Below are 14975 nucleotides of genomic sequence, written 5' to 3'. Positions count from 1 at the left end.
TAAAAAATTACTATTTTTCATCTTTTAAAGCACGTTCATCATCACTTACGGTTAATTGACTTACGCCACTTAACACCCCTCCTGCTACGGTAAAATAACCGGCAATCGTCGTCACGATGGCGGGTAAAGCTACCGGAGCGGCCACAAGGGTACCTCCGATTCCTGCTATGGTAAGTCCGATAGTTCGTAGGACTTTAAAGAATTTAGGTGTTGGTTTTTTGGTTCTATCTGATAATTTCATAAGCTATTGTTTTTAAGAATTAATAATTAGAAACACAGGTTCTTTACGCTTAAGAGCGGGATACACCTGTTGTTTCAATTGCTGAAAAGCTACCCTGGAATCCAATCCCTTCCCTGGACCACTCAAGCGTTTTACCGGCGCTATACAACCCCGTAATTCGCGTAAAGCGTTATTAGCAGGATGAAATAAAATAAAAGACCGATTAGGTACCCCCAGCACATGAAAATGCCATTTAAACTTTGGGCTATACCGAAGTTTTAACCGGTACTTCCCTTCAGGAATACACGAGTGTGATCGCTTATTATTTTTCCAAGGAAGTTCAATGCAATGGCACAACAGCTTTCCTTTTATAAAGAGGGACCCATTTGATCCCTTTTTGAAATAACTTCGTTTTAATACCAGTTCCATACTATACTTGATCTACTAAAGTTATTGCCAAGCAGTTGAAAGCACCGTTTTTAAGCGGGTACATTTCGCCATTAACTTCTTGAAAAAACTCCACGCCTAGTACACCTACAACCGGTAATGTACTATCGGTCGTTAACGCTGCCGTTAACGTACTCGCCGCTTGTGCTGTTGTGGAATGTGGTAAAATAGTAGTCTGTTCCATTCCAAAATTAAAACTACTCTCTTCGAAATCCAGTTCTACTCCGGCAAGACTTAACCGGTAGTGGGTAGTGCCTCCGGGAGCTGCAATTCTTACGGCTGCTTGGTAACTGCTTATAGCTACGCTAAGCTCTCCTGTGGTTCGATCTAACGCGCATACAAAAGGAGTAAAAAAGGTAGAACCCAACTTCCCGTTTTGATTAAATTCAAAACCGTTAATTAATTGCATATTGCCCTCTTGCACGTTGCGTTCACCTCGTATATTTACCGTATCTGATTTGATAACGCTTAATAACGCTCGGGTTAGACGCCCTACACAACGCCGATCTTTTGCGTTCTGTAGTAGTACTTGTATTGAGTTACGCATTAATTTGCCGGCTTTTCCGGCGGTAGCAAACTCCGCGTTGTTTTCCCGGGTTCGCTGAAATACAGGGTCGGTAGCAATACGTTGGGCACTCACCCCTCCTTTTTCGCGTGCTAAATACCCATCGCTGGTTTTGTAAAAAGAGATGCCTCCTAGCGTTCCCTTTAATTTGATAATGCCTGATTGTTCGGCCATAATAATAAAATTTAACTAATGAAAAAATTAGAATGATTAGCAGGTTCATTCTCTCAAACCTCATAAATCTCGATGCATCGTGTAAAAGATTTATAGGCCAAAAATGAGCGCTTCTTGTTCTTTCATTTCACAAGGGGGGAACAACCGGGGTATAGATTTAACAGTGCATTAACATTTCTATTTTAAATAAATCGTTCGAGTTAGCGGTTAGCTGAAATCAAAAAACCGATATTTAAATTACCCCTAAGGTATTATTGCTTTATGCGATAAGCGGTAGTCGTGAATAATGTAGTGTGCAGAATTAAGCGTACTGAGTTACCCATAATAATAAATTTTTATCTTCCAACATTAACCAAGATTTATTCAATATATCCTTTATACTACTCCACTTTAAATACTTTCAAAATTCGTGCAGGGTGGCATTGCTTATGGTTAAGCAAAATATCACCAAGCACCGGATCTTGCTTATAATAAAGTAAAGTTGTGATAACGATAATAAGCGTATTAGAAGGGAAAGAAGTACTTACAAAATTATGAACAGGTACTTCGGTGTAATTGGGAGATACCTCTAAGGTAAGCAACTGTTGTTGACAAGGTTTATAATCTTTTTGTTGAAAGGCACCAATCCAATACCCTATTCCTATCCTCCCCGTATAAGGCAACCAATGAAGTTGAGTTCTTGGTATAAAAGACTTTTGTGTAAAATGGATTTTGTTTTGCGCATCTACTTGCCAGTTGACCAACCACAAATCAGAAAAATCTTTATACTGACTTTCACGATTAAACTCGAAACCCTCCAACAATTCAGGAGTGCCTTCCCATAAATTCTTTTCTCCTAAGGGTAATGCCGTATGGGTTCGCATAGCTTGAAGAATTTTGCTTCGCATTCGGTTATACATCTCCGGACTATGGTAGGCTTGAACTATTTCTTGTAAACCAGAATTTAATTTGTTGGTAATTTTCGAGGCTGTTCCAAAATCTAAGGCTGATTTTTGGGTAGATTTGGTTTGCTTTAATTGGGTATAATCGGGTCTAGCCTGTACGATAACTTTCCCTTTTACAATACGGAAAATCAAATTGCCTACCCTTCCGACTAATTGGTTCTTTTCGTTTAAATATGCCATAATATCAATGGTTTTAAAGTTGCTGTTTTATGATTATTAATAGGCTAAGTCCACTATGCTCCCACTTTATGCTGGAGATAAGTAGCTAGGCCCTCGCGCGGGTCTCGATCTACCGTGGACTCACTAGGGGTTTGCCTAGGCTTTTAGATAACTTAGCTCGTAAAAAAACGAAAACCGGCTATAGGTTTTCGCGGGGGTGTTACTTCTTTCAGAGAGAGAAATGCTACTCATCGGCTTCGTACATGCGTTGTTGGAGCGCTATTTTAAGATGATCTATAAACTTAGTGTGCTCCATTTTTCTAGCTCGTATTTCTCCATAGGTATGGTAGAGATCTCCTAAATCGATTTGAAATATATTTTGAAATGCCCCGGCAATTTCTTTCAAGTCGGCTTTTCCGCTGTTTACCGCTTGGGCGGAATACAAGGCATAGACCAATTCGGTCATGGCTACTTTCGAGGCTGTCCATTTTAGGTTATAAGCCTGCTCCCCTTCTATGGGGAATTTTTCTTTGTGCAGGTTTTCCAAGGCATGCTTAATATAATCAATCAACTTATGCATGGCTTTTATCTTTGCCCATAACAGATCGTGTGAAGTTTCAAATTCTGAAAACTGTGTATAATTAATCAAAGGGCGTATTAGCTCGGTAGCGTGTGGCGTTTTCGAAAAAAACTGCTGGTCTAAATAGGACTGTTCCGTTTCCATATAGTTAGAAAATTCTGAATAACGGTAAAAGAATTTATTGATGGTTTTCAATTCCTTTTTAAAAAAAGAAGTCTGAAACTGTAAACCAGCTTTGGGCTTTCGAAGTTCGCACATTCGCATTTCCGTAAAGAAAATTAAATAGCTCATCGGGACGGGTTTCAAATTCTTAAAAAAATGCACCTCATCGGTCACCGCTTCAAACTCTTTCTCTTCATTCCATTTTTTGAGCTGCGTTAAGGTTCGCTTACTCAGGTAAATTCCTTTTAAGGCTAACGTGCTAGGAGTTAATCTTTTTTGCTTTAGGCAAGCAACTTGTTCTTGAAAGTTTTTAATGAATTGTTCTGCCCTTTTCATATTTTTCTGCTGTTAAATTTATCCCACCTGGGTTTCCAATTCATCCATTAAAAAATTATTTTCCGCTTTTATATAGGCCTTTTGCGGGTATAATTGCGCGCCCAGTTTTCGTTTTTCGAAATTGGCACTAATCCCCCAGTCTACTTTTTTAAAGCCTAAACGCTTGGCTTGTTGCAGACTTTCAAATAACAATTGTCGATAAGTCGCATAGGTTTGGTTATGGGTATAATTAATCCCAATAAGGCTGGGCACATATATTTCCTGTTCGCTTTTATAACAAAACATTACCCCTAACAGGATCTCTTCTGCCCTATTATTTGTAGAAATGACGATAAATTCCCATTGTGGGGAGCTATTCATTTTTTTAAAAACAGCAATAGGGTATCGAAAAGTATTTAAACCCTTATTGCGCTGATGCACGGCGGTAAAAAGTTCATAAAAGGCGCCCAACCTTACCGCTGTTACCTTTTCTTCCACTTGTACGTTTACCAAGTCTTGGTATGGTAGAATATCCTTTTTAAAATGCTTTCTTGAACGTGACGATAAGGTTTGTAAAAAACCATTTCTGTTTTTCCATGTCATTTTTTCTACAAGAGCGACTTCCGGCATGGCTATCGGGATATAGCCTTGTTTGAGAAAGTAAGCCTCCCAACTATTGTTAAAAGGAAAATCCCGCCAAACAATTTGAGCGACTTTATGCTTACGCGCTAAGGTATCCAGTTGTTGAAAAAGCATGCGCATCGCTTTTTTATAAGCGCTATGTTTGGTATTGCAATAAAAAGGCAATCCATCAGAGAACAAGGAACCCAAGCTTAATACAGGAGAGCTGCGCCAAAACGGATCTTTTTTTCGGTGTTCTTCTATCTGCTTAGAAAGCGACTCAGGGGCTAACACATCATCTTTCCATCGGCTAAGACTAAAAGCTGCCAAAACGATTAGTTCATTTTCAGCATCTACCATACGGAAATAAAAAAACTGCCATGCCTCGTGAGCAGTGGTTGATTCTTTAAAGGCTTCTTCCGTAAATTTTAGTCCGTTCCAATCTAATATCCCCTTCCCCTTCATATGCGTATTCCATTCTTCTGGTGCAATGTCTTGAATGCTTTCAACTCGTTGACAATTTACGTCCTCCGAAACAGTAGAAGAGATTTCTTTTAATCCATAAAAATCCTGCTGAAACGCTGCTCGCAATTGCACAAAACTATTGCCGGTAGCTTTCATTACTTTTGGATAAAGTGATTTTAGTGCCTGCACCAAGGCATAGATTTCTTCTTTTTGATTATGCTTGGATAAGGTAATTCGTAACCCCGTATTCTTAGAAGGAACCGCCGGAAATAACCCCATGTTCACATAAAAACCTTCTTTAAGTAAGGCTTGTGTAAGCGTATATCCTGTTTCGGGTATCCCGGTAGCGAGAAAATACACCGGAGAATTATTATGCGCCACTAAAGGAAGATGTGCTTCTTCAATAAGCCGATTAAAATAATGTACTTTACTTTGCAGCGCTTTCTGCATCGCTTCTATTTCCTTAGAAAGGTGAATCTTTGCGGAAGCAATGGCAGCTCCTACAGAAGCCGGATCTAATTGAGCGGAAAATGTTAGTGAGCCTCCAAAATTCTTAATTTTCTCATGCCATTGTGGATCACCACAAATAATAAGCGATCCATTTGCTCCAAAGGTTTTACTCAGCGTTCCTATAATCACACTATGTTTCGGCACCCTGCCCATTTCTTGAAATACATAGCCTCTGCCTTTGCTTCCTGCCCAGCTCATTCCGTGTACATCGTCAAAATATAAGCGTAATTGCGGGTATTTTTCAGCCAAGTTCTGTAACTGTTTTACGGGCGCAAAATCGCCATACATCGAATATACGCCATCGGCCATATACCAAATATGTTCCGCTTTAGACCCCCACTCCTTAATTTTTTCTTCCAACAGGTCTAATCGATTATGACGCAATAGCACAATTTTCACCCCGCGTAGTTTTAAACGTTTGGCAGCATCTTGCACACTCCAATGCACCTGATGATCTAAAATGATCATATCACGATCGCCTACTAATACAGGAAGTGCCGCCATATGTGCCAGGGTAGCATTTTTGGCAATAATTACCGGCTGTTCGTACAACTGCTCAATTAAACCTTCCAGTTCTTGGTATAACGGATGCGCGATATAAGATTTCGATAAGGGGTATTGCGTTCCATAATTGCGAATAGCATCAATAGCTCCTTTCTTTAAGCGAGGGTCCTGTTCCAGTCCTAAATACCCGGTGGTTCCAAAATGGTATAATTTTTTTCCTTTAATTTCAATAAAACGTCCATCAAAGTACGTTCCTTCAGCTTGTAAATGTAAAATATTACAGTCTTTTGCGTGACTAAAAACACGATCGACCGTGTCTAAAAAATGATTGTGTTTAATCTGAGCCATAAGCGGAATTTTAAGTGATTTAACAATTTTAATACTTGAAGCTATAAAAATGATTTTCATTTTTTAGGAGATCCCTATACGTCTGTAGCATAAAATCCCTTAGAATCAAATTTTAATCCGCACGAGGCAAACTTCAATACAAAAACAAGCCTTTATCGATGATATTTACGGGTTACCGGAGCTCCTTTACCTATTAAACCAAATAATTCTTTGTAATTTGGTTGGTAAAGTCCTCCGCATGCATAATTTTTTTAAGCATTCTTACGCAGAAATGCTCCTTAGTAACGGTATACTGTATTTCACCTATTTACCTATTGGGAGTTTCGATGAAAACGTAGCCCGCCAGCTGGTTGCTGCTCGGTTACAATTACAGCGTGAACAAGCCTATCCGGTCTTATGTGATATCCGCGCGTTAAGTTTACCCACCAAAAAGGCCCGTCATTATTTAGCTGTAGAAGGCTCTTTATTAATCAAAGCCGTGGCGTATTGGGTACAACCGCATAGCACGCAGGAGCTTACCCGTTTTTTTAAAAACATTAATCAGCCAGTAGTTCCCAGCGCAATTTTCACCCAACGCGATGAAGCCTTAACCTACCTAAACCAATTTATTCATGACTTATAATTCAAAAGAATATCGGCTAGAAAACTTACGGCTTATGATTTTTGAATTAGCCAAGGGGAACTTTTCACACCGTATACCTATAGAACATCATGAAGACACTATCCAAGATTTTGAAATCCTTTTAAATTTACTTGCTGAAGAGTTAGGTGATTTTTTTGTGTATTCGGGCTCATTTAACGAACGTAACATTACCGGTCCTTTTGTGTTCGTTTTAAATGAGTCGTTTGAGATTTGCGGAACCAACCGCTATTTTCAAGAACTCTTAGGTTATCCACAAGAAAAATTATTGCATCAAGCCTTGGCGAAGCATATGACAACAGGAGCTTACCGACAACTGCAAGAACAAATCGGCACCCATTTAAACGCTACCTCTCCTCAAAATTCCTTAAAAACCTTACTGTGTTTTCAGACCCAAGAAAAACATTCGCTTTCCTGTTGGAGTTTTTGCCATCGCCTATGGGATGGCGAAGATGCTTATTACTTTTTTCGAGGGTTACCCATTGCTTATGAGCATGAAAGCCCGCTTAGCCCTGTGGCAAAAGACCCTGCTGCTTCTTATACAAACATCCAGTTACAAGCCGATTTTCAAAAAATAAGAGCGGTACATCAATTTGTTTTGGAAAATTTACATTGTAAATTACCTCCGCTTCACAATCTTGCCCGGAAGTTCCATTTAAATGAGTTTAAACTCAAAACGGGGTTTAAAGAATTATACCAAACTACGGTTTTTAAATTGCACTTAGAAAAACGCTTAGAAATGGCGATGCTCATGATTAAGTTTACTCCTACTTCTCTTAAAGTAGTAGCTCATAATCACGGCTTTAAAAGCGCTTCTCATTTTTCCCGGGCTTTTAAAAAGAAGTATGGCAAACCTCCGAGTTATTTTAAACATAAATAGGGAGGGTTATGAGGTAAAATATTAGCTGTTAGTGGTTCTCGATACATTTTTAACTCCATTGCATTTCGTTAAAAACATTCGAACTGACAGCCGTTTTGTGTTCATTTCGATTTCCGTAAGGGTAATGGAAGGAAAAGTATTGAGAAGCAATGTTCTCATTCTTCTTGATTTTGTTACATTCATGAAAAGTAGGCCGGGTTGTTCTAAAACTTTGGTTTCTTTTGTCATCCTCTGAGGAATTTCAATCCTGTTCTCGATACATTTTTAACTCCATTGCATTTCGTTAAAAACACTCGAACTGACAGCCGTTTTGTGTTCAGTTCGATTTCTGTAAGGGTAATGGAAGGAATAGCATTGAGAAGGAATGTTCTCATTGTTCTTGATTTTGCTTCATTCATGAAAAGTAGACCGGGTTGTTCTAAAACTTTGGCTTCTTTTGTCATCCTCTTAGGAATTTCAACCCTGTTCTCGATACATTTTTAACTCCATTTCATTTCGTAAAAAACACTCGAACTGACAGCCGTTTTGTTTTCATTTCGATTTCTGTAAGGGTAATGGAAGGAAAAGTATTGAGAAGGAATGTTTTCATTCTTCTTGATTTTGCTTCATTCATGAAAAGTAGACCGGAGTTAAAAATAGCGTAAGAATATAAGTTGTTGATAAAATTCAGAAAATCGCTCCACTCACACAGCCTAAAATTTTACGCTTTCATCACTATTAATTTTACGCAGGATTTTCGATAGGACGGGGGGATAAAATGTTTAATGTTTAAAGTATTTTGAATCTAACCCAAAAGAACAAGTTTTGGATAATATGCATTTTTGGTGTAAATTTACATCAAAATTAACATTATGGGACGGCAGAGTATTTCATTTACGGAACCAAATGATAACTGGTTGAAAAGTCAAGTTGACAATAAAGAATATGCCAGTAAAAGTGAACTTGTTAATGACTTAATTAGGCAAGCAAGAAAACAACAAATTCAAATTGATTGGATAAAATCTAGACTAGATAAAGCTGAGAATAGTGGGTTTACATCTGATAGTAAGTCACAAATATTAGCTCAATCAAAGTCTTTACTGAATGGCTAATTATAGATTAAGTAATCTAGCTAAAAAAGATTTAATAAGAATTCATCAATACGGGGTACAAAAATTTGGTGTTAACCAAGCGGATAAATATTTTGAAACATTTTTTGAATATTTTGAAATCATAGCCAAACAACCCTATTCATTTGAATCGGTTGAATTTATAAAGAAAGGATATAGACGCTGTATCTGTGGTTCTGATAGTATTTATTATAAAATAAATAACGATACCGTAGAAATTATGGCGATAATCGGGAGTCAAGATTTAAACAATATTCTTTAACAAGAAAATAGAAATATCACAGCAAGTATTTTTTTTGAAAAGCTGCTAAAATGCGGATAGCGATCGCTACGCTTTGCATTCCTCTCCCTTCGGGCGAACAACGTGGGGGGATTCATTTTTTTCATTGCTTTAAAAATGCATTCCTCTCCCTCTAGTCGTCGGATGCAGTAAAAATCTAGGCTTACGAAACTATTGCTAAATTGTTGGCTCGAAAGCTAAATTTTAGGAACTCCCTGCGGTTAGACAGCCTAGTAGTATTTACTTTTTGCCATTGCCGCAAAAACTAAGAAAAAAGTCTAGGCTTATTTTCCTGAATTTGAAAAGCTACTAAAAAACTTTAACCTGCGGATAGCAACCGCTACGCTAGGCTATCCTCCGCATCCTACGCTAAGTTTTTTCTTGATTTTGCTACATTCATGAAAAGTAGGCCGGAGTTAAAATAGCGTAAGAACATAAGAGGTTGGTGATAAAATTTTAGGAACTCGTTTCACTCAAACAGCCTAAAATTTTACGCTTCCATCACTACTAATTTTACGCAATATTTTCGATAGGCCGGGGAAAAATGAAAGGTTTAATGTCTAAAAATATGGTAAAGATAAACAGCAGGCTGAAACTTCTCGATACATTTTTAGCTTCATTGCATTTTACAAAAAACACTCGAAGTGACAAGGTACGTTCTTAAAAATACCTAACCGTCAATACTTTATACCGCATGGAAAACTTGTTTTATAGACCTTTATATCTATAAAATGATTTACTCATGAAAACAAACATCTATATACTCCATTTTATACGCTATGGATTTTTAATACTCTTTTTTTACGCAGGATTAACGAAGCTGTTAACGGGAGACGCGTTTTATAATAATTTATACAATTCGCCCCTTTTACCCAAAAACCCCGGTTTTATTAACGTCTTGGCTTGGAGCCTCCCTTTTCTTGAAATTAGCATAGCCTTAAGCCTACTAGTACAGCATTATATTAAACCTTCATTGCTCGTGGTGGTGGGTTTGTTAAGCCTCTACGCTGTATATATAGTCGCCCTTCTCTGGTGGGCACCTTACCAGCCCTGCTCTTGTGGGGGTGTGAGTAGCTTATTGAGTTGGAAACAGCATCTTTTACTAAATGGGGTAGGCATTGCTTTCGCTTTTATGGGACTTTATGTTATTAGAGCTAGGAAAAAGAGAAGAGAGGATAGAAGAGAGAAAATAGAGAGTCGAAAATAGAGAAAATAGAAGATAGAAGATAGAAGATAGAGGATAGAGGATAGAGGATAGAAGATAGAGGATAGAGGATAGAGGATAGAGGATAGAAGATAGAAGATAGAAGATAGAAGATAGAAGATAGAAGATAAGGAATAAAAATTTTTGTTGCGCAACAGACAGGGGAAAGCTGAAAACCTGTAGAAGAGAGTAAGCATTTTTATTAATACTAAAATTTTTACATTATGAAAACTAAATTTTTAATTCCCGTATTGGCATTAATTTTTGCTACGGGTATGTCGTTTACGACCGTAGAATTAGGAAATGAACAAGCCATGGATTATTTCCGTAACGGAGGCACGTGGGTGCCAATCCCAGAAATTAATTGCGGTGTAGTAGGAGCAAATAATTGTCAAGTTAGATTACCCGATGGTAGTATTCATGACATTTATGATCTTCAAGATTTTAATTCTTTAAAGAAGACCACGCGTACCACTCCGGTTGAGCTGTAAAATATATTAATCTCATAAAAAAGAAAAGAAGCACACTACAATGGTGTGCTTCTTTATTTCGTTATAACCTTTCCTCTCCCTTCATAATCACTTCTACTTTATTGTTGTCTTTAAAATAGGTATTGGCCATGCCTATCATATCTTCTAGCGTAAGGGTATTGATGAAATTTTGGTAAAGGTTCAAGTTTTTCCAATCCTGCTCATAACGTAAATGCTCAAAAAGTAGCTGTTGCATCGTACGATGTTTTCTAAGATTATCACTAGCATACTTCACTGAAATTTTTTCCTTCGCCCGAAGAAAGTATTCACGTATAATTTTACCCTTTTTCAGCTCGTTTATAATTAGCCCGATTTCCTTTTGTATGGGCGTTAATTCATCCGGCTGGCAGGTGATTAAAAAAGAAAATTGATGACGTTGTTCATCTAAATTGTAATGACCGTACGTGCCGTAATTATAAATTGAAAATCCTTTTTCATGCCGTAAACGTTTGAGCATAATTTCGGTAAGCTCACTAAACACTTCTAAGCTTAAGCTTTCTTTCCATCGATTTTTAGTGTTTGAACGCCCTCTATAATAACTGGCCTGATACATGACATTTTCCATAGGAGTAGCACTATAAACCGTTTGCTTTTTAGGGCCTTGTAAGCTAAAATCGGGAGAATGATGGATGGAGGAACAATCTGTCTGTGTTGTTTCTTTTTGGGGAATGTTGCTCAAATAGGTCTGTACCAGTGGTATAATTTCCTGTATTGCCATATTGCCGGTAATTAAAAACGTCCAATCTTGCGGGGAACTAAAAAGTTGATTATAGATCTGATAACTTTTGGGGGCGTTGGTTTTTGAAATCCCTTCTAACGCTTCTTTCCCCTTTAGACTACGTAAGTTAAATAAAGGAGGTATAGCTCGATCTCCTACACTATGGCGGATAGCATTTTGAAAATCAGCCTGTAAACTTTTCTCTTCGCTACGTGCTGCTAAGGTTTCTTCTTTCCAAGCCTCTACAGTAGCATCTTCTACATGAACCGGTCGAAAATAGAGACTTAGGATTTGTACGAGCTCTTCTGCACTGCTTAAATCTCCCTTTACTTGAACACTAGATTCGTAATAATCAATGTATGCACTACTATTGAGAATGCCATTATTTTCTTTAAAACGATCAAGCTCTCTTTTAGAAAATCCTTTTATCGCTTTATAGTGTACCAAACTTGGGGCATTTAGAGCCGAATAATAATCTTGATCGGGAAAACACGAGGCTCCCTTTGTAGTCCACCCTTGAATAGTTAGAGTATTCGCCTCCACACCCGCAGACGGCTGAAAAGCCTTCATTATAATTCGTAGCCCGTTTGCCAATAGAAACTCTTCGGTACCGGGTATGGTAGGTTTTACCTTGGTATAGGTTACTTTTTTTAGGTGTTCTTTCTCCTTTTTAGTGTAAAGTTCTTCTATAATTTTTGGAGCTTGATAAGCTTCTACGGGTTGCTTATACGCTTCTACTATCCACTGGCGAACTTCCTCTTCACTATACTGGAGGGCTTTACTACCCTTGGGAGCAATAATTCCGATATCCTGAGGGAGGGAAGAAAGAAATTCAGTGCAGTAAACATTCAACTCTTCCACCGAAAGTTCTTGTATCCATGCTAGCAGTCCCTCTTTTCGATAAGGAAAAAGCATTTCGTTTTTAAGGGCGTAGTTAAAAAGTTCCCCATTCCAATAGGCCTGTTTGGCTATCGGAATTTCCGAGAGATAAATCTTTTTTACCTTTTCCAGTTCATGTTGATAAACCCCATCCCTTTTTAATTGTAGGATTTTTTGCACCATTAACCCAAAAGCGTGTTCCCGTTGAGCAATGGGAGCGGTAAAGCTTAGCTCAAGAGAAAAAGGGTTTCCTCCATAGGTATAGGTATCTTTAGCTCCGATATGAGCTGAAAACAAGGGCGATTCCATTTCCATTTCCAGATAGCGCTTAGAGAGAATTTGGCTTATCAACTGAAAAGCAATATAGTCTTGAAACCCTTCTTTGGTGTGTAAACGATTCACCAATTGCGGTTGTCTAATATACCAGAAAAAGCTTGCATCTTCTTTCTTGGTCGTTTTAAAACCATTATCCCATTGCTGAACTTTAAACTGTGGGGCACAGCTTTGGTGTGCCTGATGAATATCTATAACAGGGTAAGAAGTGTTAGGCTTAGGTAAATCTTTAAAGAATGCTTTAATCCGCTTTTCTATTTCCGCAGGAGCTTCTATATTCCCTACAATCATCACGTTCATTAACTCCGGGCGGTACCATTTTTTATAAAAACGCTTTAGGTCTTGAGGAGGAAAATGCTTAATGTGTGTCAAAAAATCATCAAAAGAGCTTCGAAAAGGAAACATCTTGGCTTTTAGATTCTTTTGCGCCTTAAAATACGCCCAGTTTTCTTGATTTCCCATCAGATATTCCTGTAAAACCGAACCTCTCTCTTGATTAATATACCTATCGCTAAGCTGCAAATTCGTAGCGATATCCCGAAACCAACGTAAGCCCATTTCAAAAGCCTGCGTGTTATGCGTGGGAATATTGAAATCATAACGCGTATATTGATTCGATGTCGTACCGCTTATATCCCTAATGTTCATTCCTAAGCGTTGAAGTTGGGCTTCATCTTTTATACTTTTGGGGATATGCTTTGTAGGTTTAAAAGCCATATGTTCTGTAAAATGAGCTAACTCCAATTGCGAAGAATCTTGGTGATGAGCACCTACATTCAAATACAACCGCATAGTGGTTTGGGCAGTCGGTTCGTCTATATCTTTAATAAAATAGCGCAACCCGTTCGGGAGTTTTCCATACCGCAAGCCTGCGATATGGTCGAGATCTGTCTGTGATTGTACCGGCAACCCGGCCAATAGTGTACATAAAAATAAACCTAGTATATGATTAAAATTCATAAGTTGTGGTATTTAATTAATAACCGGGATGCTGGATAAGGTTGGGGTTGCTTAGTAACTCTTTAGCCGGAATAGGATACCGCAGATCTGTTTCTTGCCAACCCGGACTTTCGGCAGCGAAAAATTCATTAGCCTTTCCGGTACGTTTGGCATCTAACCAGCGGTGCCCCCATTCGGTAAAGAGCTCTTTTCTTCGTTCGATAAGGATTTCTTCGAGTAATGCCTGTTGACTTATACCCGAATTAGAATCTGCCAGCAAAGCCACTCCTGCTCTTTCCTTAATGTGATCGATATCGGCTACAGCTCCTTGCAAGTTATTTTGCCTTGCTCGCGCTTCTGCGCGAATCAAGTATTGCTCTGCCAAGCGCATCACCATCGAATATTCGGTAACTTCTGCCGAACTGTTCTGAATTTTATACTTATAGGCATAGTACACCTCCAGTTCTTCATGATAGTTCACCCAGTTGAGCTTTCGCTTATCTTCAGCCCCCATCGCATTCACTAATTCTTCGGTGAGTTTTACATACGATAACGAAGGAAAATAAGGGTTGATGATAAATACCGAGCCTTCGTTGGTATTGGTGGTAACGGTACCGGCGCCTTTGGGGGAAAGCTGCCAAATGGCCTCTTGGCTATTTGCTAAGAATACCTCATTCATATCGGTAAGCAAGCTATAGGTCCCGCTTTGTGCAATCACCTCGCTGCTGTATTGTTCGGCTAATTCCCAATTTTCTAAATAAAGGTGTACCCGCGCCAATAAGGCCTTGGCAGTATAAGCATTCACTTGGGTGCGTTCTTCCACGACCGCATTTCCCTCCAACTGGCTTATGGACATTTCCAGATCGTTCACTATTTGCTCCTGTATGCGGGTAGTAGTACTAGCTTCCAAAAGCGCATTCGTTTCATAATCGGTAGTTAACACTAACGGCACTTCCTCATATAAATTCGTTAAGTAGAAATAGGTAAAAGCCCGTATAAAAGTAGCTTCCCCTTGTAAACGTGTGGCCAGTTCCGGGGAGAGGTTGTTAGCCTGTTGAATCCCTTCCAACAACGAATTTGTCATATAAATAATGTTATAGGCACTTCTCCACAGGCTTTCATTATACGTATTATCGGGCAATAAGCTGTGCTGTTGAAACTGTAAAAGATCTAAGGCATTGGTATTGATAAGGGCTAAGTTATCGGAAGACAAACCTCCCAATACACTTACGCTTCCTAACCATCCTGCACTGTAACTAGCTTGGTAAAGTTGATTGTAGATACCTCGCATGGCACTTTCGGCCGTTTCATCACTGGCAAATACTTCGCTGCTTACCAGTTTATGATCCGGTTCTTCTACTTCCAGCCAATCTTGGCATGAGCTGATGCATACAAGTACTACTACCAAGCTTAACTGTTTAATTTTGTCTACTATTTTCATGGTATGTT

The 14975-nt window shown here is 38.7% G+C and carries 15 protein-coding genes; 6 read left to right on the top strand and 9 right to left on the bottom strand.

The window, feature by feature from the left end; translation table 11 throughout:
- Positions 1-10: 10 nt before the first annotated feature.
- The 6 genes from ACFFGL_RS11455 to ACFFGL_RS11430 form a co-directional block, all read right to left on the bottom strand.
- Positions 11-241 carry a hypothetical protein gene (locus ACFFGL_RS11455; RefSeq protein WP_309729610.1) on the bottom strand — a complete coding sequence of 77 codons (231 nt, stop codon included), beginning with the start codon at positions 239-241 and terminating at the stop codon, positions 11-13.
- 12 nt (positions 242-253) lie between these two features.
- Positions 254-649, bottom strand: coding sequence for a DUF5675 family protein (locus tag ACFFGL_RS11450; protein ID WP_309729607.1), 396 nt, complete (start codon positions 647-649; stop codon positions 254-256).
- 1 nt (position 650) lies between these two features.
- On the bottom strand, positions 651-1406 hold the full coding sequence (locus tag ACFFGL_RS11445; protein ID WP_309729605.1) for a hypothetical protein: 756 nt from the start codon (positions 1404-1406) through the stop codon (positions 651-653).
- 380 nt (positions 1407-1786) lie between these two features.
- The gene (locus ACFFGL_RS11440) at positions 1787-2530 is read right to left on the bottom strand and encodes a hypothetical protein (RefSeq protein WP_309729602.1); all 744 of its coding nucleotides are present in this window, start codon (positions 2528-2530) and stop codon (positions 1787-1789) included.
- Positions 2531-2753: 223 nt separating this feature from the next.
- Complete coding sequence (locus ACFFGL_RS11435; protein ID WP_309729599.1) at positions 2754-3587, bottom strand: RteC domain-containing protein; 834 nt, start codon at positions 3585-3587, stop codon at positions 2754-2756.
- A gap of 18 nt (positions 3588-3605) precedes the next feature.
- Complete coding sequence (locus tag ACFFGL_RS11430; protein ID WP_309729597.1) at positions 3606-6014, bottom strand: aminotransferase class I/II-fold pyridoxal phosphate-dependent enzyme; 2409 nt, start codon at positions 6012-6014, stop codon at positions 3606-3608.
- A 238-nt stretch (positions 6015-6252) separates the two neighbouring features.
- Between ACFFGL_RS11430 and ACFFGL_RS11425 the strand changes: the two genes are divergently transcribed.
- Positions 6253-6636 carry a DUF7793 family protein gene (locus ACFFGL_RS11425; RefSeq protein ID WP_309729594.1) on the top strand — a complete coding sequence of 128 codons (384 nt, stop codon included), beginning with the start codon at positions 6253-6255 and terminating at the stop codon, positions 6634-6636.
- On the top strand, positions 6626-7534 hold the full coding sequence (locus ACFFGL_RS11420) for a helix-turn-helix domain-containing protein (protein WP_309729591.1): 909 nt from the start codon (positions 6626-6628) through the stop codon (positions 7532-7534). Before ACFFGL_RS11425 ends, ACFFGL_RS11420 begins: the two co-directional genes overlap by 11 nt.
- 224 nt (positions 7535-7758) lie before the next feature.
- On the opposite strand, the gene ACFFGL_RS11415 is transcribed toward ACFFGL_RS11420, so the two are convergent.
- Positions 7759-7977: a hypothetical protein gene (locus ACFFGL_RS11415; RefSeq protein ID WP_378928471.1), complete on the bottom strand. Its 219-nt coding sequence runs from the start codon at positions 7975-7977 to the stop codon at positions 7759-7761.
- A gap of 408 nt (positions 7978-8385) precedes the next feature.
- Between ACFFGL_RS11415 and ACFFGL_RS11410 the strand changes: the two genes are divergently transcribed.
- From ACFFGL_RS11410 to ACFFGL_RS11395, 4 genes are all read left to right on the top strand, one after another.
- Entirely contained in the window at positions 8386-8625 is a 240-nt protein-coding gene (locus ACFFGL_RS11410; protein WP_309729589.1) for a ribbon-helix-helix domain-containing protein, read from the top strand.
- Positions 8618-8905, top strand: coding sequence for a type II toxin-antitoxin system RelE/ParE family toxin (locus tag ACFFGL_RS11405; RefSeq protein WP_309729585.1), 288 nt, complete (start codon positions 8618-8620; stop codon positions 8903-8905). Before ACFFGL_RS11410 ends, ACFFGL_RS11405 begins: the two co-directional genes overlap by 8 nt.
- A 760-nt stretch (positions 8906-9665) precedes the next feature.
- On the top strand, positions 9666-10130 hold the full coding sequence (locus ACFFGL_RS11400; RefSeq protein WP_309729582.1) for a MauE/DoxX family redox-associated membrane protein: 465 nt from the start codon (positions 9666-9668) through the stop codon (positions 10128-10130).
- 221 nt (positions 10131-10351) lie between these two features.
- Positions 10352-10618, top strand: a complete 267-nt coding sequence (locus tag ACFFGL_RS11395; protein WP_309729579.1) for a DUF6520 family protein — start codon at positions 10352-10354, stop codon at positions 10616-10618.
- Positions 10619-10679: 61 nt separating this feature from the next.
- Here ACFFGL_RS11395 and ACFFGL_RS11390 read toward each other — a convergent pair whose 3' ends face one another.
- Both ACFFGL_RS11390 and ACFFGL_RS11385 read right to left on the bottom strand, forming a co-directional pair.
- Entirely contained in the window at positions 10680-13547 is a 2868-nt protein-coding gene (locus ACFFGL_RS11390; protein ID WP_309729576.1) for a M16 family metallopeptidase, read from the bottom strand.
- Positions 13548-13563: 16 nt separating this feature from the next.
- Positions 13564-14967: a RagB/SusD family nutrient uptake outer membrane protein gene (locus ACFFGL_RS11385; RefSeq protein ID WP_309729574.1), complete on the bottom strand. Its 1404-nt coding sequence runs from the start codon at positions 14965-14967 to the stop codon at positions 13564-13566.
- Positions 14968-14975: the final 8 nt, after the last annotated feature.

It is taken from the genome of Mesonia maritima, assembly GCF_042433895.1.
Classification (GTDB): domain Bacteria; phylum Bacteroidota; class Bacteroidia; order Flavobacteriales; family Flavobacteriaceae; genus Mesonia; species Mesonia maritima.
The sequence above is the reverse complement of the archived record's forward strand: the minus strand, read 5'-3'. Positions and strand labels throughout refer to the sequence as shown.